Source organism: Halococcus morrhuae DSM 1307 (genome assembly GCF_000336695.1).
Lineage (GTDB): Archaea > Halobacteriota > Halobacteria > Halobacteriales > Halococcaceae > Halococcus > Halococcus morrhuae.
Genome location: NZ_AOMC01000094.1, coordinates 1 through 23,655, shown reverse-complemented (window position 1 = coordinate 23,655; position 23,655 = coordinate 1). Strand labels below are relative to the sequence as shown.

Sequence of the window (23,655 nt, the reverse complement as noted above, 5' to 3'; positions counted from 1 at the left end):
GGCGTTTTGCTGGCGAAGAAACGCGTTCTCAGCGAGAAGAGCGAGATCTCGTTGGGGAAGGATCATTCGACCCACAGAACGGATCGCCGGGGTCGAACGACCCGGCGATCCGTCAGGCCCGGAAAGCACGATTAGCGGCTGTTCGTCCTGCTCTTCCCTGAGAGCTACGGTTTCGACTCGACTGTTCCGCTAAACACCTACNTCAGGCCCGGAAAGCACGATTAGCGGCTGTTCGTCCTGCTCTTCCCTGAGAGCTACGGTTTCGACTCGACTGTTCCGCTAAACACCTACTTCAAACATAACCCCCATGTACAGCGATTCTTCGAAGGTAACTCCGATTATGCCACCGAGATAGAGGAAAACCGAGCCAATCTATTTAATTCTGACTTCAACAGAGAAGATGTTCTGAATGAGTTTGATATATAACACAATCTACATTCTATCATGAACACAAACTTAAATTCAAATAAATTCTACACCAGGTTTAGAACGGAACCCGAACGTCTCAAGTTTATCACCCCATGTATTGGATCCCCATTTGTGCCAGATACGTTTCTTCGGAATGGCTGTCTCGTGAGCCGTCGCGGACAGGGGCTCTACGATTGGTGGAGTCGTCATCGAAATCTGTTCAGCCGACTCTACGACATCGCCTTCCTGGGCCGCGAGTCCGAGCGCCGCGAACGGGCGATGAACTCGCTCTCGCTCGATTCGGGCGATCGGGTGCTCGAACTCGGCTGTGGACCGGGCAACTCCTTCGAGGCGCTCCGAACCCACGTCGGAAGCGCGGGGCGCGTCGTCGGCCTCGACTACAGCCCCGGGATGGCTCGCCAGGCCCGTCGGCGAGCGCGCGACAGGGGCTGGGCGAACGTCCACGTCCTCCGTGGCGATGCGGGTCGGCCCGGTATCGCCGACGGAGCGTTCGACGCGGTCTACGCCTCGATGTCGCTGAGTGCGATGCCGGAGCCGGAGCAAGCGATCGAGGCTGCCTACCGGGCGCTGCGCCCCGGCGGCCGGATCGTGGTGCTCGACGCGCAACCGTTCCAACAATTCCCGTGGACGCTGCTCAATCCCGTGATCGTTCCGCTCGCGAAGTGGGCCACGAACTGGTTCCCCGATACGGATGTTCCGGCGCAAATCGCCGATCGGTTCGCATCGACGCGGATAGCCACCTTCGACGGCGGCGTGACGTTCATCGCCATTGCACGAAAATCGGAGCGGACGGGGGATTTCGGGTAACAGCGTCGACTAGCTGCATCGACGATCGATCGCCCGTCGTGGGACGAGTGGGGACGAGATGCCGTGCAGCAGCGATTGATGACCATTGCAGGCGAATCACAGACCTCAATTGGGTCGTCTCTGTAGGAGGGGCATGGCTTCAGAGGATCTCGGTGGGGAACTCGCGCGGATCAACGAGCGCTTCGACCTGAGCGAGTACGAGACGAGCGCCTATCTCGCCGTGCTCGATCACGGTCGCCTGACCGCCGCGGCGATCACCGAGCGGACCGACATCCCCCAGCCACGCGTCTACGACACCGTCCGAGACCTCGAAGAGCGCGGGCTGGTCGAACTCAAGGAATCGCGCCCGATCGAGGTGCTCGCCATCGATCCCGAGGAGGCGTTCGGCGACATTCACGCGTCGCTCGACACGCTCGTCGGCGATCTCGAAAGCCGGTACACGACGCCGGCACGCGACGCCGAGGCGGCCTCGCTTGTCAAATCCCGCTCGACGATCCTTCGCTATCTCGAAACGGCGATCGAGAACGCCGAGTACGAACTCAACCTCTCGCTGACGCCCGCGCTCGTCGAGCGCTTCGAAGACTCTCTCGCCGCCCGTCGCGAGGCCGGCGTGACGATCGAACTGCTCCTCACGCCCGCCACCGACGTCCCCTCGCCCGACGACTACGACTACACGGCGATCGCGACCGCCGTCCGCGCCCGCCACGGCATCACCACCCCGGTCCTCGCGGTCGCCGACGGTACCCACGCGGTCTACGCCACCCAGGACGCGCTCGTCGCCGATCGCGAGCGCTACGGCGTCGTCTTCAACCGTTCGGAGCTCGGCTTTCTCGTCTCGGGCTTTTTCGACACGCTGCTCTGGACGACTGCCGACGTGCTGCTCGACCGCGGCAACGAGCGCTCGTTCCCACGGCGCTACGCCTCGATACGACGGTGTGTGGCCGACCTCGTCGAAAGCGAGGGCGAGTTCGACGCCCACGTCGAGGGCAGAGACGTCGAGACCGGCGAGCGCCGATCGGTCACCGGCCCGGTCGTCGACATCGAGAGCAACACGACGAACCTGACGGCACGACTCACCGTCGAGACGGATGCGGGCACGATCTCGGTCGGCGGACAGGCCGCCACCTACGAGGACATCGAGGCGCACGAACTCCAGATCGAACGCCGGTAAGCGGCGTCGCGGTCGCGTATCGACGGATAGTGCGGTTTTCCGCGCTCAGAGAACGATCGACTTCCGCCGGACGAACTGCTCGATGCTCACGCCGATCCCTTCGCGATTGATCCCCGATCGTTTGTTGCCGCCGAAGGGGATGTCGCCCAGACCGTGCGAGGGCGCGCCGTTGATCCGGACCGCGCCGGCGTCGATGCGCTCCGCCACGTCCATCGCGCGGTCGTGATCGGCGGTGAACACCGCCGCATCGAGCGCGAGATCGCTCGCGTTCGCCACCGAAACGGCATCGTCCTCGCTTTCGATTTTGGTCACGGGGATCACCGGCCCGAACTGCTCTTCGCGGACGATGCGCGCGTCGCGCGGGACGTCGGCGAGCAACGTCGGCTCGACGAACTGACCGTCGCGTTCGCCGCCGCGAACGAGGCGTGCGCCCTTCCCGCGGGCGTCCTCGATGAGCTCTTCGACCCAGTCGGCCTGGTCGGTGGAGATCAGCGGGCCGAGAGCTGTTTCCTCGTCGAAGAGATCGCCGGCGGACCACTCATCCATCGCGTCGTCGATCGACTCGACGAGCTCGTCGTGGATCTGCTCGTGGGCGAGCACGCGGCTGACCGCCGAGCAGCGCTGGCCGGCGTACTTGAGCGCACCCTTCGCGCAGTCCCCGGCGGTCGCGTCGAGGTCGGCGTCGGGGAACACCACGGCGGGTGCGTTGCCGCCGAGCTCCATGTGGAGATTGACGATCCCGCTCTCGCGCGCGACGTGCTCGCCCGCGGCCGAGGAGCCCGTCATCGCGATCGCGTTCACGGCCGACGAGCCGGAGAGCACGTCGCCGATCTCGCTCGCGTGGCCCGGGACGAAGTTGAACCCACCCTCGGGGATGTCGGTCGCGCTGATGATCTCCGTCAGGATCGCGGCACTCACGGGTGTCTTGCTCGCGGGTTTCAGGACGACGCTGTTGCCGGCGGCGAGCGCGGGCGCGACCTGGAGCGCGGTCGTCGAGAGCGGGTAGTTGTACGGCGTGATGCACAAAACTGTGCCGATCGGTTCGGGCGTGGTGATCGCCTGCCAGCTCTCGTGGCCCGCGGTGGTGCCCTGCCGATACTCACCCGTGAGATCGCGCGCTTCGCCGACGGCGCGCTCGAAGCGTTCGGCGGCCGATTCGACCTCGCCGCGCGCGCTGGCGATCGGTTTGCCCGCCTCGCGGACGATGATCTCGGCGAGTTCGGCCTTCCGTTCGCGCAGTTCCGCCGCGATCGATTCGAGCCACGCGACGCGCTCGGGGATCGTCGTCGCGGCGAGCGCGGACTGTGCGTCTTCGGCGGCCGCGAGCGCGCTTTCGGCCTGATTTTGGTCCGCTGCACTCACCCGGGCGAACACGCCGCCATCGGCGAGATCGGTCACGTCGATGACCGCGTCGCCGCCCCGCCACTCCCCGTCGATGAACGGCTCTCGATCGTTTGCGGCCGATGCGGTAGCCATATGCATAGATCGAGCGCCGCGTGTAAAACGTTTACTACGCATCGAGTTAATAGACGAATCGGCGTGGAGCGGGACGATCACATCCGTCTTCGGCGAAACGATCTCGGACTGCCGCAGCTGATTCGATATGAGAAACGAGAAACCACGACGATCGTTCGTCGCTACAGAGCCGCCTCGACCGATACTGATCAGAGCTGTTCGGGCGTTTCGAGCACCGTTTCGTTGCGATAGACGGTGGCATCGCCGTCGATGTCGATGTTGGTGATCTTGCCGGGGTAGGCGTAGCTGTCGCGCCCACCCTTGCCGACCTGTCCGACGGCGGTCCGTCCGTTGATGCTGTCGTTCGGATCCGCCGGTCCGACGACCGCGCTCTTGACGATGCCGTCGCTGGTGGTGATCTCGTAGGTCGCGCTCGACTGGCTCTCGATCGTCACCGTGTTGGGCAGATAATCGGCCGGATCGACCGGCTTGCCGCCGTAGTAGAGGTTCGCACCGCCGTCGAGAACGAGGCGTGTGATCTCGCTCGTGAACGCATAGCTGTCGCGCCCGCCACCGCCGACCTGTCCCGTTGCACGCTGCCCGGAGACACTGTCGTTCGGATCGACCGTCGCGTTGGCCGCCGTGGTCCGCTCTAGCGATTCGTTCGCCTCGATCTCGTAATCGGCTCCGGGTGCTCCCTCGATCGTGAGCGTCCCGCCAACGCCGAACTCGTCGGGGTCGATCACAGCACCGTTGTGATAGACGGTGGCGTCGCCGTCGATAGCGATATCGGTAATCTCGCCGGGGTAGGCGTAGCTGTCACGCCCACCCTTGCCGACCTGTCCAGTCGCGGTGCGCCCGCTGATGCTGTCGTTCGGGTCGGCCGCACCCATCGCTTCGCTCTTGGCGATGCCGTCGCTGGCGGTGATCTCGTAGGTCGCACTCGATTGGCTCTCGATCGTCACCGTGTTGGACAGATAGTCGGCCGGATCGACCGGCTGCCCATCGTGATAGAGGTTGACGCCACCGTGCAGCAGTAGCTTCGTTATCGTTCCCGTGTAGGTGTAGCTGTCGCGGCCGCCACCGCCGACCTGTCCGGACGCGCTCGATCCCGTGAGTTCGTCGTTGGGATCGTCGGTTGCGCCGAACGACGCGTTCGACTCCAGCGTCCCGCTGACCGCGAGCTCGTAGTCGGCCCCTGGGGCCGCCTCGATGGTGAGCGTGTTCTCGAACGAGTCCGGTGATGCGGTCGCGTCGTTGGGCATCGGACATCGTCCACCGTTAGAGATCGCAGCGGTATCGATCGTGGCGTTATCGGTCACGACCGGTTGGCCCGCCACGTTGAGCGTCGTGTTCCGGACGGCCGCACCATCGGAATCGACGATCTCGACGCCATCACCGTCGGTCTGCACACAGCAGCCGTCGATGACGGATTGGGGGCGCTTGCGGAGTTCGATCGCCGCGGTATCACCGACGGCCCCCGTGACGCTGACGTTGCGGAGCGTGCCGTCGTACGGCGGATCCGTCGTGTAGCTCCCACCGGTCGGGTCCTTCGCCAGCACGCCCCGGACGCCGGCAGGGCTGACGTTGATCCGCGTATCGAGCGCTGTGAAGGAGCCGATGTCGCCCGATGCGACCACCCCGCCACCGGAGTGGGGAACGTCGGCGATGGTGATGTCGCAGTTTCTGACCTCCGGGCCGGCCGTATCGAGCGAGCCGACTTCGAGGCGCACGCCGCGACCGTTGAGCATGTCGTTCGGATTGGGACTGGTGCTCGCTCCGGCGTCGACCGTCAGCGTTCCACCGTCGACGTAGCTTCCCTCGCTGCCGATGCGAACCTGCGAGATGTCGTTGTTGCTGAATTCGCCGCCCTCGATCCGGACGACACCGTTCGTCCGGCTACAGTAGAGCCCGTTGTTGGGAAAGCCCTCGAACCGGCAGTTTTTGAGCGTGACCGTCCCCTGTGTGGTGACGCCGATCCAGACGCCGACGCGGCCGTCACCGGCGTTGTACGCACCCATCAGTCCGTCGTTTTTCGCGACGACGTTGCTGACGTTGCCCGTGCCGTCGGGCGATCTGACGATCGGTGTGAACGCGTTGGTGACGTCGGGGTTGCCGTTGCCCCCGTCACGGGGATCGCTGTCCGGATGGATCCCCTGTCCGACGAACTCGATGTCGTGCACTTCGAGATCGTCGTCGGCCCCGAAATGGAGCCCCGGCGTCGCACCGTCGGCAGTCAGATCGAGATCGATGTTCTCGAAGAGCAGTCCCGTGCCGTTGTCGACGACGAGCGCCTTCTCGTTGAACCCTGCTGGCACCGTGAACTGTACGTTGCCCTCGCCGAGGAATCCGAGATTCGTTTTCCCGAGAACGACGTTCTGTTCGGTCAGTTTGTACGTTCCCGCGGGGAATTTCAACAGTGTGTTGTCCGCGGCGGCCGCTCGAAGCGCTTCGTCACACGGTGTCCCGCCCGTTGGATCACAACCGGCGTCTTCGACCATGTCGACGACCCGATCGAACCGTATTCCCCGTCGTTCCGTGGCGGCGCTGGCCTCCCGAGCGGCCACTCCGCCCAGACCGACCGCAGCCCCTGCGGCGATCAGATACGATCGTCGATCGATCGGTAACGCGCTTTGCTGTCCGTTCTCCCTCCGTCCGTTTCCGCTGTCGTTGCGTGGCATCTGTGTGTTGGTGTGATGGTCGACTGCTCTCTTCTCGAAAGACGGACCCCGTCCAGAGAGTGCTGTCTCGGCGCGTCAGCCGTCGATCGATCGGTGAACCGCGTCACGCGATCGCCAGTCCGTCGTCGCAGCCGCTGCTGGAACCCGTGATCTCGCGATCCGTCGTCGTTCCTCACTCCGTCGGACTGCGTGGCATGCTCTCTCCTCGTCCATCCTTCGGTAGAAGGCGACAGACCGGAATCATATAAATCATTCTTTGCTAATCCTTACCGCTCAGCGACGGAATAGAAACAATCGGTCGCTGATACTGTCGGACAGAACCCATCGAGAACCGATCGTGCGGCAACCTCCCCCACTCCCATCTACCGTTGCAGTGGATTTCCAAACCCCGATCGTCCACCGCGCTGGATCGTGACTGTCGGATTTCGCCGCGTTACTTCTCGAGGTTCACTGCTGCCTTCTCGCCCCGTGGCAGCACGCCGAAAATCGATTCGCCGGAGCCATCTTCGGAGACGAGCAGCTCGACGATGTCGCGGTTTTCCAGATCATTCAGCGCTTGTGAGGCCTGTCCGGTGGAGAGGGACGTGCCATCACTGATCGCCCGAGCGGACGTCGGACCGTCGATCAGCTCGAACAGTACCACCGCACGGGCCGAGCGTCCCGTCGATTCGGTGGACGCTATCGACGCCCCGGACGACCCTCGAACGAAGTCGGCATCCGCCGTGATCTGTTCGTTTTCGACCGTGATCGTTTCGTCGGGCATGTTCGGTCACACGAACTATAGTATCCTAAACGTATCGACGGGACAATAGGCTAAATCGCGAACGACGGAAATTCTCCCGATCGCTGGTCGGTGTGCAGCGGGACGGTTCGTGTACTGGAGATGAATGAAAAAGCGCCGTATGGCCCTATCCACCGTCAGTATCGAGGACTGCACGCTCACCGAGCGCCGATACTGCGGCGTATCACTCGTTCGTTTCCGTTTCGTCGTCCTTGTCGAACCACTGGAGCGGGCCGGTGTACTCGTTGTGGATGAGCTCCTCGTCGACGATTTCGAGGCCGAGCGCGGCGAGATCACGGTTGATGCGGCTGAGATCGTCGCCGTCGCGTCCGACGGCACCGATCTGGATGTTCTCCTCGCCGGTCATCAGCTCACGGGATGAGACGACGCCGGAGATCGTCAGCGCCTCGCGGGCGAGCGCTTCGCGCTCGGGGATCGGTGCGGTACAGAAGATGCTGGTGAACAGCTGGTAGCCCGCGCGTTCGTAATCGATATCGAGATGTGCGCCACGGATGATCCCCTCGTCCTCGAGGCGGGCGATGCGTTTGCGGACCGTGCTCGGCGAGACGCCGTAGTCCTCGGCGATCTCGGCCGCCGACGTTCCGTGACTGTCCGCCTGGAGTCGGAAGACGACGTACTCGTCCAATTCGTCGAGTTCGCGCGGTGGCATACTCCGAGAAGGCATCGCCGCTCGGGAAAGCGTTTGCCGTTCGCCCTACAGTAGTCGCCCTTCGAGTGCGCGTCCGATCCGCCCCGGCGTACTCTCCTCGCGCGGGCGCACGACGAGTACGGGTCTGTCGGTGCCGTCGGCGAGCGACTGGGCGTCCGTCCCGACGACCAGCACGTCGGCGTCGTCGCTCTCGATCGATCTCGAACCGCCGTCGGAGCTGACGAGCGCCGTTCTGACGGGTACCGAACAGAGCGCTGCGATCTCCTCGTGGTAGTCGGCGATCGTCCGGCGCTGTTCGTCGGAAACGGACGCGTCGCGAGCGTACTCCAGAACGATCGCCGCATCGTGTGCCGCCGCCACCGCGTCGGCGACGGCGATTTTCGCTGGATCGTGGGGGCCGTCGTCGGTCAGCACGGTCACGGTCCCGATTTCGGAGTTCTCCGCGGCGTTGTCGACGACGACGGCATCACAGCTGGTGTGGGCAAGCACCCACTCGTCGTCCGCATCGAACAGTCGTTCGCGGCGACGCGACGGCCGGCGCTCGATCACGAGCGTGTCCACGTCGTGCTCGTCGACGTAGTTCGCCAGCGCGTGGCGGGTGTCGTGGCTGACGATCTCGCCGACGCGTACCGGCACGTCGAGATCGGCCGCGAGAGCGTCCGTCCGTTGCTCGAACTCGATGTCGGATCCCGACCGTTCGGTGGCGGCTTCGAGCGGAACCTGGTCGGCCACCTCGTCGAACCGGACGACCGACACCGCGCCGTACTGGGGTGCTGCGAGATCCGCCGCGACGCCAACGAGTGTCTCCTCGTGTGCAGGAGCTGTCCCCTCCGGTACCGCGACGAGCGCCTCGTAGCCCTCGGTCGGGGCGATGGCGTCCCTGGTGCGCTCGACGGCCTGCCGCCCGACCTCGCGGCGGACCGCGTCGACGGCTGCACCCTCGCGATCGACGTGATCGCGGGCGTACCAGAGATACCACGCGACGCTGCCGGCCGTGATGAGGGCGGCTCCGACGAGCGGGATGGTCCCCATCTGCGTGAGCAAGACGAGCCCGCCGACGACGCCGAACCCCTGCATCCAGGGGTAGAACGGCGATTCGAACGTCGGTTCGTAGGTCATCGTGCCGCGGCGGAACGCGATCAGCGCGACGTTGATCAGGACGAACACGAGAATCTGAAACGCGCTCGCGAGTTTGGCGATGCTTTCGAGCGGGACGAACGCGATGAGGACGAGCAACACGACGCCGGTGAGCGTGATCGACGTGCTCGGCGTGCCGAAACGCTCGCTGATCTCGCCGAGCGAGGCAGGGACGAGCCCGTCACGACTCATCGCGAACGGGTAGCGCGACGACGAGAGGATGCCGGCGTTGGCGGTGCTCACGAGCGCGAGCAGCGCCGCCATCACGACGACGAGAACGCCAGCCGGGCCGAGTGCGGCCTCCGCGGCGACCGCCATCGGTGCCTCGGCGGCGGCGATCGCCGACGTATCGGTGACGCCGAGCATGACGACCACGATGAGCGCGTACAGCAGCGTGGTGAACCCGAGCGAGCCGAGAATGCCGAGCGGGATGTTCCGGCCGGGATTCTCGATCTCCTCGGCGACGCTCGCGACCTTCGTCACGCCCGCGTACGAGACGAACACGAGCCCGGTAGCCGTGAGGATCCCGCCGGCGCTGGTCTCGAAGACGCCCGCGTAGTTCGTCGGCCGTACCGACGGCACCCCACCGACGACGAACCAGCCGAGCGCTGCGAGCATGATCGCGACGATGACCACCTGGATGCGACCGGTCTGTTTCGCGCCGAACAGGTTGACGAGCACGAGAATCACGGCGAGGCCGAGCGCCAGCGGCGTCGTGATCGACGGCGGCACGTCGAACAGATAGAGGAGATACGGCACCCCGCCCACCAGCGCCAATCCGCCCTTGAACGACAGCGAGAACCACGTCCCGATGCCGGCGACCGTCCCCAGCAACGGCCCCATGCCGCGCTCGATGAACAGGTAGGTGCCGCCGGATTCGGGCATCGCCGTCGCCATCTCCGATTTCGAGAGCGCTGCGGGGAGGACGACCAGTCCGGCGAGCACGTAGGCGACGACGACCGCCGGTCCCGCGTACTCGACGGCGACCGCGGGCAGGATGAAGATGCCGCTGCCGATCATCGCGCCGATGCTGATGGCGAGCACGGAGAACAGCCCGAGATCGCGTTCGAGGCTCTTGGGCACTAGCGATCACCACCTGTCCCGTCCGATCGAAGGCGCTCACGTTCCGGCTCGTCAGCCGATCCTTTCGGGGATCGTTCGGTCGGCGACTCCGCCGCCCCCTGCTCCGATCGTCGTTCGCTCCCGGGATGCTCGCCTCCACAGCGCTGCCGGGCGAGCGCGGACGCCAGCGTGGTTGCGGCACACACCGGTTCGATGCCGGCTGCGGCGAACGCGTCGACGTTCCGCGGGTCGTTGACGAGTGCGATGACGCGCTCGGTCCGGCGGAGCCCCAGTAGCTGTGCGATCAGCAGGTTCTGCCTGTCCACCCGCGAGGCGACGATGGCGGTTCCCATCGCCTCGATCGCCTTACCATCGAGCGTGGCCGTCTCGCTCGGATCGGCCAGACGGGCGTCGACACCCGCCGATGTCGCGCGTTCGACGGCGTGCTCGTCCTCGCCGATGAACAGCACGACGGCCGAACCGTGTGCGAGTCGGCGAGCGAGTGTTTCTCCCACGGTCCCGTCGCCGCCGACCACCAGTGTTTCGCTACACATACTGAATCGTTCTCAGAATCGCATATAGAAGGCGATTCGTGATAAATAGTCGGATTTTAGCCGTGTTTCGTGATTATAATCCCTGATATTCGCCGATGCTGGCCACTGCGAACGATCTCAGTGTTTCCGTGAACTCTCGATGGGGCTCAGCAGCCCGACCGAGATCGCTGTCGGTTGACCGATTCCACAGTCGTCCTCCATGGACCGGGTTCACGATCCCCGCCGCAACTGTTTAGCATAAACTAATTCAATAATTAGATAGAAACCATTATGTGCTTCGTTGCCGAACACGATCACGAAGCATGGGGTTCACCACGTCGACACGTCCGCCGATCGATGCGGAACCAGCCCTCGCGGTTCCGGACGTCACGTTTCAGACGTTCATGCTTGTGGTGTTTTTCAGTATCGTGCTGCTGTACGTGCTGGCCGTCCTGTATCACTCGTCTCGCTGGGCGTGAGCCGACGCCAGCTGGTGGTGTTCGTGACGGACCACCCTGTCGGAGAGAGCTGGTCGAGAACGCGCGGTGCGCACGTTCTCTGTTGCGGTGGGCTCTCGGCACTCGAACGCCATATCGGCTGTCCGATAGTCGATGGTCGGCTGCCGTCCGACACCGAATTAGACTATCTACAACAACGATTTAGTAGCTCGACAACCAAGAGACGGTATGCCGAGCGCGAAATCCGAGGATTATATCAAAGCCATCTATCAGCTACAGGACGGTGACGAACCCGTCTCCACGTCGGCAATCGCCGATTCGCTCGGCGTCACGCCCCCGACGGTGACGGCGACGACCAAGCGCCTCGAAGACGCCGGGCTCGCCGAGCGCGAGGAGTACACGGGCGTCCAGCTGACCGCCGAGGGCGAACTCGTCGCCATCGAAACGATCCGCCACCACCGACTGCTCGAACTGTTTCTCGCCGAACACCTGAACTACGACTGGGCGGAGGTCCACGAGGAGGCCGACCGGCTCGAACACCACATCAGCGAGCGTCTCGAAACCAAGCTCGCCGCGAGCCTCGGCGACCCCAGCGCCGATCCCCACGGCGCGCCGATCCCGACCGAGGACCTCGAACCGACCGAGGCCGACGATGCAACGCTCGCCGACTGCAGCGAGGGCGAGACGGTAGTGGTCACACAGGTCGCCGACAGCGATCCCGAGGTGCTCTCCTATCTCGCCGATGCCGGTATCACGCCCGGGACACAGCTCGAAATCACCGAAATAGCTCCCTTTGGACTGATGACTGTCGTGCCGAGCGATGGCGATGACACGGTCTCGCTCCCCGACGAGATCACCACCAGCATGTACGTCCGCGAACTCGACACCGCTCCGTCGGACAACGAGATGTCGTTAGTCGGCTAGCGTGGACGAGGCCGTCCACCCATAGCATCAGGAGTCGTTCATGTTTGGGTTATCGTAACAGTCGACGGTAGCCACTCCATTGCGACCACTAGTGGATGGTTCGCGGAATCAGATATCGGCACTCACAGTTTCGTATCGGTTCGATCGCGGTCGCTACAGTACGAGTATCGAGAACGAAACGCTAGGGAATGCAGAACTCCACTCACTTCAGTAGAGGCACACTGGTGTAGACAGGTATGTCAACACACGAGTGTTCGAGCCGTTCTATGTGGCGTGTCCAACGGTTGTGTTTCATCTCCTGCCAAATTATTAGACTACACTAATTTATATCTTTTGTATCTCTAGAAAGTGTTCGCGAGATGCGGATCGATGACTTCGACGACAATCCCTCTATCGCGTGGATCCCCGGAAATTCAGCCGCCGATCGGCGGTTCATCCGAACGCCGGCAGTACGGTTTCGTGCTATCGAAACTGTGTTGAGAAACCGTCGAGGGTTCCGAGATACACTCCCTCTCTATTAGCGCCTACTAATACTCGATTTAGATAAGAATCTTTATTACCTTCGCTCATTCACAGTCGCCTGAGAATGAACGACAACTCTCGATCGAGCGAGTGTATCGTCTCCCGACTCGACCGTCGCACCCGATCCGAGGGGTCCCCGGGCTGATGATCCCGCTTCAACTCGGCCTGCCGGAGGTTCTCGAGATCCTCATCGGCTCGTGGCGCGAGGGCTTCGTACAGGTTTCGGGCTTCGTCGGTGCGACGATCCTGCTTTTCAGTCTCGTCCAGTATCGCTTCGATGGCCGCCTCACCACGTGGCTTCAGGAAAACGAGCGCGCCCAGCCGCTCACCGGCGCGTTGCTCGGACTCACGCCGGGCTGTGGCGGTGCGATCATCGCTATGCCGCTCTACATCCGCGGGACGGTCAGTTTCGGCACCGTCGTCGCGGCGCTCGCGGCGACCGCCGGCGACTCGGCGTTCATCATCCTCGCGCTCGCGCCCGAGGCGGCGCTGTACGCCTACGGGATGGCGTTCGTCGCGGCGGTGCTGTTCGGCTACGCGATCGATATCTTCGGGCTCGGCGTCGGCTACGTCGACAACGCGGTCGAGCGTATCGGTCGTCCGATGACTGACGGCGGGTTCGCGACGACGAGCGTCGCCGAAGGCGGCCCGAGCATCGCCGACTACGACGGGCCGGACGGCCACGACCACGACCACGATCACGATCACGGTGACGATCTCCCGAGCTACCTACCTCACTCCCGGCTGCTCGAACGTGTCAGCCACGCGATCCACGTTCTCTGGTGGATCGTTCTCGCGGGCGCGCTCGTCGCCGGCGTGCTGTATCTCGCGAAGGGTGCGCAGGAGCCCGCGTGGGCGGTTGCGGCCACCTACGACGGTCTGTTCACGATCACGGGGCTCGTCGGCACCACGCTGTCGTTCTACCTCTACTTCGTCGGCCGCCACTACATCGGTGAGGGAGAGACCGGCCGCGTCCGCGATTCGTTCGAGAGTCTCTACAACACTTTCCAGCACGCCGCCATGGAGACCGCGATGGTCACGGTCTGGGTCATCGCCGGCTACCTGCTCTACGAGTACGGTCTCCTGCTCACCGGCGTCGAGATCCAGGCGCTCGCGGCGGCCGCAGGAATTTTCGCACCGATCGCGGGCGCGGTGCTCGGCCTGATCCCCGGCTGTGCAGCTCACATCGTGTTCGCGCAGCTGTACGCCCTCGAAGAGGCGATTCCGTTCTCGGCGCTCGTCGCGAACGCCATCAGTCAGGACGGCGACGCGCTGTTTCCATTGATGGCGATCGATCTGAAGGCCGCGATCATCGCCACGATCTACACGACGATCCCGGGCGTCATCGTCGGAGTCCTCGTCTATTACTTCTGGCCGTACGCACAGTTCGGCTTCGGGGTGCTCGGATGACGGGCATCGACGGCCGACGATCGACCGAACGGATCGGAGGGCGTGACTGACGTGTACGATCGCATCCTCGTTCCGACCGACGGCAGCGAGCCCGCAGCCGCCGCGGTCCGGCACGCGCTCGATCTCGCCGACCGATACGACGCCGTACTCCATGCGCTGTTCGTCGTCGACACCGACAAGAGCTGGATGACGGTCTCGAAGGTCGAGGTCCATGACGCGCTCTGGGAAGTCGGCCGCGAGACTGCGACACGGGTCCTCGCGGAGGTCGAAGCCGTGACCGCGGATGCCGGCGTCGAACTCGTCACGGAGATACTCGAAGGATCGCCCGATCGGCGAATCCCCGAGTACGCCGCCGAGAACGGGATCGACCTCGTCGTGATGGGAACGCACGGCCGCACCGGGCTCCAACACCGACTCCTCGGCAGTGTTACCGAACGGGTCATCCGCGAGACGAACGTTCCCGTAATGGCGGTCAACGCCGAAGCATCGGACTGAACGGCGGGTTGTTACTCCGCGCCGCTCTCGTTCACAATCACTATTATTAGAAGCCGCTATTTTAGCAGTTAGATTAATAAAAAGACATCCCGTAGCGCCGGTAATGGACGCACCCGATCGGCCGGAGGACGGAACTGGCCCGCCATCCGACGGGCACGACGATCACGATCGCGAAACCGGAACTCAGGACGAACCGTCGAATTCGACTTCGATAGACGACGGCGACGTCGTACAGCTCTCGGTTCCCGACATGGACTGCCCCTCGTGTGCGGGAAAAGTCGAGCGCAGCGTCCGGAAACTCGATGGGATCCAGGACGTCGACCCGCAAGTGACGATCGGCACGCTCACCGTTGCCTTCGGCGATGACTCGACGAGTCGCGAGGCGATCACCGATCGGATCGAGAAAGCCGGCTACGCCGTCGAGGAATCGGGTACGACGACCACGAAGCTCTCTGTGCCGGACATGGACTGTCCTTCCTGTGCCGGGAAAGTCGAGAACGCGCTCGATCGACTCACTGGTGTCTCCTCGTACGAAACTCAGCCGACGACCGGCACGGTGATCGTTACCTACGATGCGACGACAACGGGGGAGAGCGAGGTCGTCGTGGCCATCGAGAGCGCCGGCTACACCGTCACCGACACCGCGAGTGAGGAATCGAGTGCCGATGGGACCGACTCGAACGACAGCATCTGGACGAGTTCACGCGCGATCAAGACCTGGATCAGCGGTGGCTTCCTCGGGCTCGGGCTGCTCTTCGAGTTCATCCTAACCACCCAGAACGCTGCCGTTGGAACGGTTCTCGGCAGCGAGCTGTTCGTCGCGGACGTCCTCTTCTTGGTCGGGGTCGCGTTCGGCGGTCAGGAGATCCTCCGTAATGGCTACTATTCGGCGCGAAACCTGAATCTCGATATCGATTTCCTGATGTCGATCGCCATTCTCGGCGCGCTGGTCGCGAGCCTCGCGTTCGGTGAGGCGCTCTACTTCGAGGCCGCGACGCTCGCCTTCCTGTTCAGCGTGGCCGAGCTGCTCGAACGCTCCTCGATGGATCAGGCCCGCAACTCGCTCCAGGAGCTGATGGATCTCTCGCCGGACGAGGCGACGGTCAAGAGAGACGATGGCGATGAGGAGACGATCCCGGTGGACGAGGTGTCGGTCGGCGAGGTCGTGGTGGTGCGTCCGGGCGAGAAGATCCCGATGGACGGCGACGTCGTCGACGGTGAGAGCGCGGTCAACCAGGCCCCGATCACCGGCGAGAGCGTTCCGGTCGACAAGACGACGGGCGACGAGGTGTACGCGGGGACGATCAACGAAGAAGGATACCTCGAAATACAGGTCACCTCCGGGGCCGCGGACAATACCCTCTCGCGGATCGTCGCAATGGTCGAGGACGCCCAGTCGAACAAGACCGAACGCGAGCAGTTCGTCGAGCGGTTCTCAGCGTGGTACACACCCGTCGTCGTCGCGTTTGCCGTCTTGGTGACGCTCGGCAGTCCGTTCGTCCTCGGAACCACGTGGTCGACGGCCGTCGTCCACGGTCTCACCCTGCTGGTGCTCGCGTGCCCGTGTGCGTTCGTCATCTCGACGCCCGTCTCGGTCGTGTCGGGCATCACGAGCGCCGCGGACAACGGCGTGCTCATCAAGGGTGGCAACCACCTCGAAGCGATGGGCGCGGTCGATGTCGTCGCCTTCGACAAGACCGGGACGCTCACGAAGGGCGAACTCACCGTGACCGACGTCGTTTCGCTCAACGGCAACACCGAGGAAGACGTCCTCCGGTGTGCGCGCGGACTCGAAAAGCGCAGCGAGCACCCGATCGGCGAGGCGATCGTCGCCGAGGCCGGCAGCGCGGGCGTCGCCGAGCGCGATATCGACGGTTTCGAGTCCATCACCGGCAAGGGTGTGCGGGCGGAGCTCGACGGCACGCCACACTTCGCCGGCAAACCAGGACTGTTCGACGATCTCGGCTTCGATCTCTCACACGTCCACGCGACGACCGATGGCGGTGTCGTGACCCAGACGACCCGCCAGCTCTGCGAGCACAACGACTGTCTCGATCTGCTGGAGGAGACCGTGCCAGAGCTCCAATCCGAGGGGAAAACGGTGGTGCTCGTCGGCACGGAAGACGAACTGGAGGGCGTCGTCGCGGTTGCCGATGAAGTGCGCGCCGGGGCCGAGCGGACAGTCGCCCGATTGGACGAACTCGGTGTCGAGCACACGGTGATGCTCACGGGCGACAACGACCGTACCGCGCGTGCGATCGCCGACGCGGTCGGTGTCGACGAACACCGAGCGGAACTGCTGCCCGACGAGAAAGTCGAAGCGATCGACGAGCTGGTCGACGAGTATGACGGTGTGGCGATGGTCGGCGACGGGATCAACGACGCGCCGGCGCTCGCGACCGCGACGGTCGGGGTCGCGATGGGGGCCGCAGGAACGGACACGGCGCTCGAAACCGCCGACATCGCGCTGATGGGTGACGATCTCGCGAAACTGCCCTACCTCTACGAGCTCGCGAACGACGCCAACAGCGTCATTCGCCAGAACATCGTCGGCAGCCTCCTGATCAAGGCCGGGCTGGCGATCGCGGTCCCGTTCGGCTACGTGCCGATCTGGCTGGCCGTGCTCGCGGGCGACGCCGGCATGACCGTCGGCGTAACCGGCAACGCGATGCGGCTCTCGCGCATCCGGCCCGACGAGTGACGCTCGCTCCGCCGGCCGACGAAACCGATCCAGGACGGCGATAGTTTCGATATCAGCGATCGGGTCGGTATCGCATCGAGAACGGAAGGCAAAGGTGATCGGTGATCGTTTCGTTGACCGTCATCAATGGGTACAGCAGGACCTCTCAGTCGCAACCTCTCGTGGATACATAGCGTCGCGGTCATCGTCGGAACGATGGTCGGTGCGGGGATATTCGTCGTCACGGGCACGGCGGCGGAGATCATGGGGCCGGCCGTCCCGCTCGGCTTCCTCGCCGGACTGCCGATCGTGTTCTCGACCGCGCTCGTCTACGCGGTTTTCATGAGCGGTCCGCTCGGCGAGCATCCGGGCGGTGCCTACATGCATATCTCGCGGACGTGGAACTCGACGCTCGCGGGCTACGTCTTCATCTGGCTGAAGGTCGTCGCCTTCATCGGCGCGCAGGCGGTCTTCGCGATCGGCTTCGGCAACGCGATCCGCTACTGGCCCGTGTTCCGATTCCTCCCCGCCGAGTGGTGGGCGATCGCCTTTCTCACCCTCCTGTTCGTCCTCCACCTCGTCGGCGTCGACGTCTTCGGACAGGCACAGGCGATCTTGACGGGTCTCCTCGTCGCCGTCCTCCTCCTGCTCGGCCTCCCCGGCCTGTTCCAGATCGATCCGGGAAACTTCTCACCGCTGTTTCCCGAACAGCTGTACGCCGACGGGCTCGTCGGTCCGTTCGTCGCCGGGACGAGCGCGCTCTTCTTCTCGTACATCGGCTTCGAATCGCTCGCCCAGACCGCTGGCGAGACCGAGAACCCGCGGAAGACGCTGCCGCGCGTGTTCGCCGGCAGCGTGCTCTTCATCGGACTGCTCTACTTGCTCGTGAGCGTCGTCGTCCTCGGCATCCTGCCGTGGGAGCAGGTGGCGGGGAGCGAGACGCCGCTCACCGACGCCGCAGCGACGTATTTCCCGGTCGGGACGGCCGGCATCGTCGCCGTCGGGAGCCTGCTCGCGTACGCGACGACCGCCAACGCCGGCTACATGTCCCCAAGTCGGATCCTCTACGCGCTCGGGCGCGACCGACTGCTGCCCGACGTGCTCACACATGTCAACGATCGCTTCGGCACACCGGACGTCGGTCTCACGCTCACGTGGGCGATCGCCGTCGCGTTCGTCCTCACCTCGACGTTCTCGTACGCGCTGAACATCTCGCTGGCCGCGCTCCTGTTCATGTACGTCGCGCACGCGCTCTCGCTCGTCGCACTGCCGCACGTCAATCCGACACTGTACGAGCGCAGCGCACTCCAGTTCGGACCGGTGACGGTCGCGGTCATCGGGCTGTTCAGCGCCGGCTCGATGCTCGTCTTCCTCTCACAGACGATCTCGCTGGCGGATCTCGGCCCGGCCATCCAGCAGTTGCTCGCCGGCAATGTCGGTGAGGCACTCCTCTCCAGCAGCCTTCTCCTGCTGGGGATCTGGCTCGCCATCGGCCTCCTGGTCTACGCGGGCTACCGACTCTCGATCGACGGCGAGCTGCCCGCACGGTTGCCGTTCGCCTTTCTCGAAGAGTAGTGAGCGAAAGGATACTGTACGCGCGGCGACTCCGTTCGGTATGACCGCCTTCGACGCCAGCCGCGAGGGTGCGATCACCCGCGACGAGGCCGATCCGCTCGCCGGGTTCGCCGACCGCTTTCATCGCTCGGACGAGCTCTATCTCGACGGCAACTCGCTCGGTCCGCTCTCGACGGACGCACATCGCACGCTCGAACGCGTCATCGACGAGTGGCGGGAGCTCGGGATCCGCGGCTGGACCGACGGCGATCCGCCCTGGTTTCGCTACGGGGAGTATCTCGGCGATCGCCTCGCACCGCTGCTCGGCGTCGACGGCAGCGAGGTCGTCGCGGCAAACGCCACGACGGTGAACATCCACACGCTCGTCGGGACGTTCCTCGACACGATCGACGGGCGGCCGACCGTCCTGATCGACGAGCTGAACTTCCCGACCGACGGCTACGCCGTCCGTGCCCAGCTCCGCCAGCGCGGGTTCGACCCCGACGAACGGCTCGTGGTCGTCGAGAGCGACGACGGACGGACGATCGACGAGGACGACGTCGTCACAGCACTGGAGACCAACGACGTCGATCTCCTCTTGCTCCCGTCGGTGCTCTATCGCAGCGGCCAGCTGCTCGATATCGAGCGCATCGCGACCGCCGCGGCCGACGCGGGGACGATCTGTGGGTTCGATCTTGCGCACTCGATCGGGGTCGTCCCCCACGACCTCTCGAACGTCGATTTCGCCGTCTGGTGTAGCTACAAGTATCTCAACGCCGGCCCGGGAGCCATCGCCGGGCTCTACGTGAACGAACGCCACTTCGACACCCAGCCCGCACTCGCCGGCTGGTGGGGTCACGAGAAGGACACCCAGTTCGCGATGCGTCCGACGTACACACCGGCCGACACTGCGGGCGCGTGGCAGATCGGAACGGTCCCGATGCTGAGCGCCGCACCGCTGGAGGGCGCTCTCGATATCGTCGACGAGGCCGGCATCGACGCGATCCGCGAGAAATCGCTCGATCTGACGGCGTACCTGATCGAACTCGTCGACGAGCATCTCGACGATTCGTTCGCGGTCGGAACGCCTCGCGAGCGTGCCCGACGGGGTGGTCACGTCGCCATCGAGCATCCCCAGGCCGAGCGACTCGCGGCGACACTCACCGCCCGCGACGCCGTTGTCGATTTCCGCCCGCCGAACGTCGTCCGGGTCTGTCCGGCACCGCTGTACACGAGCTACGTCGACGTCTGGGAGTTCGTCGCGACGCTGGCCGAGATCGCCGAATCGGGCGCGTACGAACGGTTCGATCCCGACGGGACCGTCACGTAGCGCTCGTCTGCGAGTGACTAACGGCTAAGTGTCGACCGCCGGAATCCCACGCATGCTCTATCGGGAGTTCGAAACCCAGGCAGAACTCGATGCGCAGTACAACGTGAGCCAGGCCGTCGACGATGCCTCGGCGTACGCGGAGTTCTACACCGAGAAGAGTCGAGAGGTTCGTGCGGAGCTCGACCATCACCGCGACGTCTCGTTCGGTCCGACGGTGGCCGAGCGACTCGACGTCTTTCCCGCCGACCGCGAGAACGCCCCGATTCTCCTCTTCATCCACGGTGGTTACTGGCACAGCCGCACCAGCGACGAGTTCGATTTCGTTGCCCGTGGCCCTGTCTCCGCGGGCGTGACCACTGTCGTACTGAACTACGCGCTCTGTCCGGCGGTCTCGATCGACGAGATCGTCCGCCAGGCCCGTGCTGCGGTCGTCTGGCTCGCCGATCACGCCGACGAGTTCGACAGTGACGGCGACCGCATCCACGTCGCCGGCCACTCTGCGGGTGGTCATCTGGCCGCAATGTTGCTGACGACCGACTGGGCGGGTGAATACGACCGATCGCCGGATATCATCGAGAGCGCCTGCACGATCAGCGGCCTGTTCGATCTCGCACCGTTTCCCTACACCTGGCTCCAGCCGAAACTGCAACTGACCTGGGACGAGGTCCGGCGCAACAGCTCGATTCGCCATATTCCGTCGAAGGCACCACCGCTGCTGGTCAGCTATGGCGCGGACGAACCCGCGGAACTGCGTCGCCAGTCGGAGGATTTCTTGACCGCGTGGCAGCAGGCAGGTCTCGATGGCACCGGGCTGGAACAGCCGGCCACCAACCACTACACCGCCATCGAGGGGTTTCTCGACGCGGACAGTCGGCTCTGCTCGGCTATCTTGGAGCGAATCTCAGGAGAGGCTAACTTCAATACAGAATAAAACTATCAAAGGTATTTGAATGATGAGAAAAGCGAACCACTTTATCAGAGTCATGGTGTGTTTCCCACAATGAGTGACATCGACAAGTGGGTACCTCAAGTGGGTCGCATTTATGTGGAGACAAAAGAAGCATTAGAGAGGGCAGATGATCCACAGAATAGAGTACCGGGCGCTTTTCAATATGCCTCCCAGTTCAATGAAATCTTGGAAAAAATTAGAGACACCGAGTCATCAGATGCTGTTATCGAATCAATAGGGCTTATCAAAGAAGAAATAAATAACCCTGTACATAAATTTGATAAAGACTTTGTCGATCAAAATGAAGGAGATATGGCGAATGAAGTTGTTCTGAAAAGCGGACGGCTCATTGACTACCTTGGATATACGATTCCAGATAATCATCGTATCCGTGCCAATACGGATAGCACTATCATACGAATGGAGCAGACTAATCAACAGGAACAACGGCAGTCAACAGAGATTACAATAAAATCCACAATCAGACAAATTCGTAAGTCTCGAAACACACCATCTGACAAAGACGAATTAGAGGAGCTTGTTCGTGAATTTGAAGACGAGATCTCAAAGGAGGATGCGGATCAATCCCGTATTCAAGAAATTATTCAGAAAGCTGACAAGAAAAGCACCGACGTAGCCGCTAATCTACTGATGTTAGCACTCCAGTACGGAATCATCCAAGCAGCGGAACTTCTCTGAGTGAGTAGAACTATGCTCGGAATGGTTCGTTTTCACTCCACTCTCTGATAAGAGGACTAATCCGTTCGCCTTTGGGAATATGACTCTGGACGTTTGGAAAGTCTGACTGGTTGTACGGAATATTCAATTTCTTAAATTTCAAATTTTCTTGGACTTTTCATGATTTCCATTGGAATGATCTGTAAATGAACCCCCCAGAGCAAACACACCTGTGTTCGTGTTATCAATAATATCAAGTTTGACCTCAAATTCATCACTTCGTTCCTCAAGAATGGTTCCCACAATTTTCCGAGCATTTGAGACATATTGATTCTTAGATATATCTGGATCAAGGATATTAGAATCGCCATATGTTATTATAGAATCATAATCACCATCGCTATAGCACGGGTCAGTCGTAGGCATGTCATCCTGAAGCGGTTTGACCATGATTATCAAATATTGCGCTAAGTTTATGTGATTTTGGTATAGACGGAACGATTGGTGAGTTAGATAGAATCTTTTAAGGAATGATTACTCCCATTGTTGTGCAATACTTCTCGATAGTTCATAGCGGCCATCTCCTTTTCGTGATGCCGTGCGAGATTGATTAGTAACTCCACAAAACATTCATATCGCTAGGAGTGTTTGGCTCAATCGGATCGCCACACGGTAGTGGGACCACACAGTAAATGGGTTCAATCAACAGAACATCCCCGTCCGTTCGGATGATCACCTCCGGTATTCAGACAGTAGAGACACTGCGTACGGGTGCTGTGGTGAACGGAGTGACTCAAAAAGAGTCACGAAGTGAACGGGCCGGGAGGGATTTGAACCCCCGACTGTCTGATTAAGAGTCAGATGCTCTGCCTAACTGAGCTACCGGCCCTGACGATTCGGAATTACCCGCCCCCAGTCAAATACGTTTTCCTTCACCGATCACGAGCGGAGACGATACTGTACGACTGTGGTGTATGATCTCCACGCGAATGAGGCGAAATTCGACCGACGAGAAACCCTGGAGACGAACGGCGAGTGTCGTCCGGCGCGAGCAGAGAGAGGTGTCGACTGTAGGGCCACCCGGTACAGTAAACGCTCCTACTGGAACCCGATGCGTCCGCCGCTGCGGCCGCGGGCGGGGTCCGCGGCACCGCCCTTGAACTCCTCGGCCATGCGGTCGTAGTAGTCGAGGATGTCCTCGGTGATCGTCGGGCGCACAGTCTCAAGCGCGGACCGGAAGTGGCGCATTTCGACGACGTTGGCGTCGGGATCGTCCCGGAGCGCCTGGATCGCGGCCTCACGGGCGATGGATTCGAGATCCGATCCGACGTAGCCGTCGGTGATCTCGGCGATCTCGCGCAGGCTCACGTCGGCCGCCAGCGGCGTGTCGTCGGTGTGGATCGAGAGGATGCGCTCGCGTCCCTCGATGCTCGGCTGGCCGACCATCACGAGCCGGTCGAACCGACCCGATCTGATGAGCGCCGGGTCGATCATGTCAGGCCGATTAGTCGCGGCGATCACCATCACGTTCTTCATGTCCTCCAGCCCGTCGAGCTCCGTGAGGAGCTGGTTGACGACGCGCTCGGAAACGTTCGAGCCCACGTCGCCGCCACGGCTCGGGGCAAGGCTGTCGAGTTCGTCGAAGAAGATCACCGTCGGCGAGACCTGCCGGGCCTTCTTGAACGTCTGCCGGATCGCCTTCTCGGACTCGCCGACCCACTTCGAGAGCAGCTGCGGCCCGCGCACCGAGATGAAGTTGGCGTTGGTCTCGTTGGCGACCGCTTTGGCCATCAGCGTCTTGCCCGTTCCCGGTGGGCCGTAGAGCAGCACCCCCGCGGGTGGCTCGATACCGAGTCGTGAGAACCGCTCGGGACTCGACAGCGGCCACTCGACGGCCTCCTTGAGCTCGCCCTTCGCGTCCTCGAGCCC

19 protein-coding genes and 1 tRNA gene are annotated in these 23,655 nt (G+C 62.9%); 11 read left to right on the top strand and 9 right to left on the bottom strand.

The window, feature by feature from the left end; all coding sequences use genetic code 11:
- Window positions 1-540 precede the first annotated feature (540 nt).
- Window positions 541-1,236, top strand: a complete 696-nt coding sequence (locus tag C448_RS06910; RefSeq protein ID WP_239640542.1) for a class I SAM-dependent methyltransferase — start codon at window positions 541-543, stop codon at window positions 1,234-1,236.
- Between the two features lie 133 nt (window positions 1,237-1,369).
- Window positions 1,370-2,407 carry an HTH-type sugar sensing transcriptional regulator TrmB gene (trmB, locus tag C448_RS06905; RefSeq protein WP_004053155.1) on the top strand — a complete coding sequence of 346 codons (1,038 nt, stop codon included), beginning with the start codon at window positions 1,370-1,372 and terminating at the stop codon, window positions 2,405-2,407.
- Window positions 2,408-2,452: 45 nt separating this feature from the next.
- On the opposite strand, the gene C448_RS06900 is transcribed toward trmB, so the two are convergent.
- The 6 genes from C448_RS06900 to C448_RS06875 all read right to left on the bottom strand — a co-directional run bounded on the left by C448_RS06900 (window position 2,453) and on the right by C448_RS06875 (window position 10,747).
- Window positions 2,453-3,883: an aldehyde dehydrogenase family protein gene (locus C448_RS06900; protein ID WP_004053153.1), complete on the bottom strand. Its 1,431-nt coding sequence runs from the start codon at window positions 3,881-3,883 to the stop codon at window positions 2,453-2,455.
- A gap of 188 nt (window positions 3,884-4,071) precedes the next feature.
- Window positions 4,072-6,543 (bottom strand): hypothetical protein, encoded by a 2,472-nt coding sequence (locus tag C448_RS06895; protein WP_004053150.1) that lies wholly within the window; start codon window positions 6,541-6,543, stop codon window positions 4,072-4,074.
- Between the two features lie 433 nt (window positions 6,544-6,976).
- Entirely contained in the window at window positions 6,977-7,306 is a 330-nt protein-coding gene (locus C448_RS06890; protein WP_004053148.1) for a helix-turn-helix domain-containing protein, read from the bottom strand.
- Window positions 7,307-7,508: 202 nt separating this feature from the next.
- The gene (locus tag C448_RS06885; protein WP_004053146.1) at window positions 7,509-7,994 is read right to left on the bottom strand and encodes an Lrp/AsnC family transcriptional regulator; all 486 of its coding nucleotides are present in this window, start codon (window positions 7,992-7,994) and stop codon (window positions 7,509-7,511) included.
- A 45-nt stretch (window positions 7,995-8,039) separates the two neighbouring features.
- Window positions 8,040-10,214: an amino acid permease gene (locus C448_RS06880; protein ID WP_004053144.1), complete on the bottom strand. Its 2,175-nt coding sequence runs from the start codon at window positions 10,212-10,214 to the stop codon at window positions 8,040-8,042.
- On the bottom strand, window positions 10,214-10,747 hold the full coding sequence (locus C448_RS06875) for an NAD-binding protein (RefSeq protein WP_004053142.1): 534 nt from the start codon (window positions 10,745-10,747) through the stop codon (window positions 10,214-10,216). The genes C448_RS06880 and C448_RS06875 overlap by 1 nt, the downstream gene beginning before the upstream one ends.
- A gap of 302 nt (window positions 10,748-11,049) precedes the next feature.
- Here C448_RS06875 and C448_RS16150 point away from each other — a divergent pair, with 302 nt between their 5' ends.
- From C448_RS16150 to C448_RS15915, 9 genes are all read left to right on the top strand, one after another.
- Complete coding sequence (locus tag C448_RS16150) at window positions 11,050-11,205, top strand: hypothetical protein (RefSeq protein WP_160162783.1); 156 nt, start codon at window positions 11,050-11,052, stop codon at window positions 11,203-11,205.
- Between the two features lie 207 nt (window positions 11,206-11,412).
- Window positions 11,413-12,108 carry a metal-dependent transcriptional regulator gene (locus C448_RS06870; RefSeq protein WP_004053140.1) on the top strand — a complete coding sequence of 232 codons (696 nt, stop codon included), beginning with the start codon at window positions 11,413-11,415 and terminating at the stop codon, window positions 12,106-12,108.
- Window positions 12,109-12,774: 666 nt separating this feature from the next.
- A complete protein-coding gene (locus C448_RS06865; RefSeq protein WP_004053132.1) occupies window positions 12,775-14,040 on the top strand; it encodes a putative manganese transporter in 1,266 nt (421 codons plus the stop codon).
- Between the two features lie 51 nt (window positions 14,041-14,091).
- Entirely contained in the window at window positions 14,092-14,535 is a 444-nt protein-coding gene (locus C448_RS06860; RefSeq protein WP_049916132.1) for a universal stress protein, read from the top strand.
- 103 nt (window positions 14,536-14,638) lie between these two features.
- Window positions 14,639-17,236, top strand: coding sequence for a heavy metal translocating P-type ATPase (locus C448_RS06855; protein WP_004053128.1), 2,598 nt, complete (start codon window positions 14,639-14,641; stop codon window positions 17,234-17,236).
- 126 nt (window positions 17,237-17,362) lie between these two features.
- Window positions 17,363-18,790, top strand: coding sequence for an APC family permease (locus C448_RS06850; RefSeq protein WP_004053127.1), 1,428 nt, complete (start codon window positions 17,363-17,365; stop codon window positions 18,788-18,790).
- A 40-nt stretch (window positions 18,791-18,830) separates the two neighbouring features.
- Window positions 18,831-20,099, top strand: a complete 1,269-nt coding sequence (gene kynU, locus C448_RS06845) for a kynureninase (protein ID WP_004053125.1) — start codon at window positions 18,831-18,833, stop codon at window positions 20,097-20,099.
- Window positions 20,100-20,151: 52 nt separating this feature from the next.
- Entirely contained in the window at window positions 20,152-21,030 is an 879-nt protein-coding gene (locus tag C448_RS06840) for an alpha/beta hydrolase (protein WP_004053123.1), read from the top strand.
- A 69-nt stretch (window positions 21,031-21,099) separates the two neighbouring features.
- Window positions 21,100-21,747 (top strand): hypothetical protein, encoded by a 648-nt coding sequence (locus C448_RS15915; RefSeq protein WP_152415542.1) that lies wholly within the window; start codon window positions 21,100-21,102, stop codon window positions 21,745-21,747.
- Window positions 21,748-21,885: 138 nt separating this feature from the next.
- Here the strand turns inward: C448_RS15915 and C448_RS15910 are convergent, their stop codons facing one another.
- The 3 genes from C448_RS15910 to C448_RS06825 all read right to left on the bottom strand — a co-directional run.
- The gene (locus C448_RS15910; RefSeq protein ID WP_152415541.1) at window positions 21,886-22,176 is read right to left on the bottom strand and encodes a hypothetical protein; all 291 of its coding nucleotides are present in this window, start codon (window positions 22,174-22,176) and stop codon (window positions 21,886-21,888) included.
- A gap of 365 nt (window positions 22,177-22,541) precedes the next feature.
- Window positions 22,542-22,615, bottom strand: a tRNA-Lys gene (locus tag C448_RS06830).
- Window positions 22,616-22,824: 209 nt separating this feature from the next.
- Window positions 22,825-23,655, bottom strand: an 831-nt coding sequence (locus C448_RS06825) for an ATP-binding protein (protein WP_004053120.1), incomplete at its 5' end; no start/stop codon positions are given.

What these genes read in the sequence shown, in the direction of transcription:
- C448_RS06900 (WP_004053153.1), bottom strand. Translation starts at nt 3,883, where the DNA reads ATGGCTACCGCATCGGCCGCAAACGATCGAGAGCCGTTCATCGACGGG.
- kynU (WP_004053125.1), top strand. Translation starts at nt 18,831, where the DNA reads ATGACCGCCTTCGACGCCAGCCGCGAGGGTGCGATCACCCGCGACGAG.
- C448_RS06875 (WP_004053142.1), bottom strand. Translation starts at nt 10,747, where the DNA reads ATGTGTAGCGAAACACTGGTGGTCGGCGGCGACGGGACCGTGGGAGAA.
- C448_RS06870 (WP_004053140.1), top strand. Translation starts at nt 11,413, where the DNA reads ATGCCGAGCGCGAAATCCGAGGATTATATCAAAGCCATCTATCAGCTA.
- trmB (WP_004053155.1), top strand. Translation starts at nt 1,370, where the DNA reads ATGGCTTCAGAGGATCTCGGTGGGGAACTCGCGCGGATCAACGAGCGC.
- C448_RS15915 (WP_152415542.1), top strand. Translation starts at nt 21,100, where the DNA reads ATGAGTGACATCGACAAGTGGGTACCTCAAGTGGGTCGCATTTATGTG.
- C448_RS06890 (WP_004053148.1), bottom strand. Translation starts at nt 7,306, where the DNA reads ATGCCCGACGAAACGATCACGGTCGAAAACGAACAGATCACGGCGGAT.
- C448_RS06850 (WP_004053127.1), top strand. Translation starts at nt 17,363, where the DNA reads ATGGGTACAGCAGGACCTCTCAGTCGCAACCTCTCGTGGATACATAGC.
- C448_RS06855 (WP_004053128.1), top strand. Translation starts at nt 14,639, where the DNA reads ATGGACGCACCCGATCGGCCGGAGGACGGAACTGGCCCGCCATCCGAC.
- C448_RS16150 (WP_160162783.1), top strand. Translation starts at nt 11,050, where the DNA reads ATGGGGTTCACCACGTCGACACGTCCGCCGATCGATGCGGAACCAGCC.
- C448_RS06885 (WP_004053146.1), bottom strand. Translation starts at nt 7,994, where the DNA reads ATGCCACCGCGCGAACTCGACGAATTGGACGAGTACGTCGTCTTCCGA.
- C448_RS06895 (WP_004053150.1), bottom strand. Translation starts at nt 6,543, where the DNA reads ATGCCACGCAACGACAGCGGAAACGGACGGAGGGAGAACGGACAGCAA.
- C448_RS06865 (WP_004053132.1), top strand. Translation starts at nt 12,775, where the DNA reads ATGATCCCGCTTCAACTCGGCCTGCCGGAGGTTCTCGAGATCCTCATC.
- C448_RS06840 (WP_004053123.1), top strand. Translation starts at nt 20,152, where the DNA reads ATGCTCTATCGGGAGTTCGAAACCCAGGCAGAACTCGATGCGCAGTAC.
- C448_RS15910 (WP_152415541.1), bottom strand. Translation starts at nt 22,176, where the DNA reads ATGGTCAAACCGCTTCAGGATGACATGCCTACGACTGACCCGTGCTAT.